Here is a 373-nt window from a genome sequence, read left to right as displayed (position 1 = left end):
AGGTTGGATGTGGAAGCATAGTGATATGTGAAGCTGACCAATACTAATTGCTCGTGAGGCTTGACTATACAACACCCAAACAGTTGTTGTACGAACTTCGAAAGAAGTGAGGATCGATTGATTCGATATTAAGCAAAACAGCTTGATTTAGTGAACGCTAAAGAACAAAATACCCAACTCAGATATATCTGTTAATGAACGATGTTCAAAGCACTGCTTTGAACAGAGTGCAAGATTTGAAGAAAGCTAAGGCAACCATAAGACCTCAGTAAGTAATCATACCAGTTGTGCTGGCGACCATAGCAAGAGTGAACCACCTGATCCCTTCCCGAACTCAGAAGTGAAACCTCTTAGCGCTGATGGTAGTGTGGGG

At 42.1% G+C, this 373-nt stretch carries 1 rRNA gene; it reads left to right on the top strand.

The window, feature by feature from the left end:
- Positions 1-289 precede the first annotated feature (289 nt).
- Positions 290-373: ribosomal RNA gene (rrf, locus tag NI466_RS15860) — 5S ribosomal RNA — on the top strand; the annotation flags it as partial.

Source organism: Acinetobacter lwoffii, assembly GCF_024129595.1.
Classification (GTDB): Bacteria; Pseudomonadota; Gammaproteobacteria; order Pseudomonadales; family Moraxellaceae; genus Acinetobacter; species Acinetobacter lwoffii_O.
The sequence above is the reverse complement of the archived record's forward strand: the minus strand, read 5'-3'. Positions and strand labels throughout refer to the sequence as shown.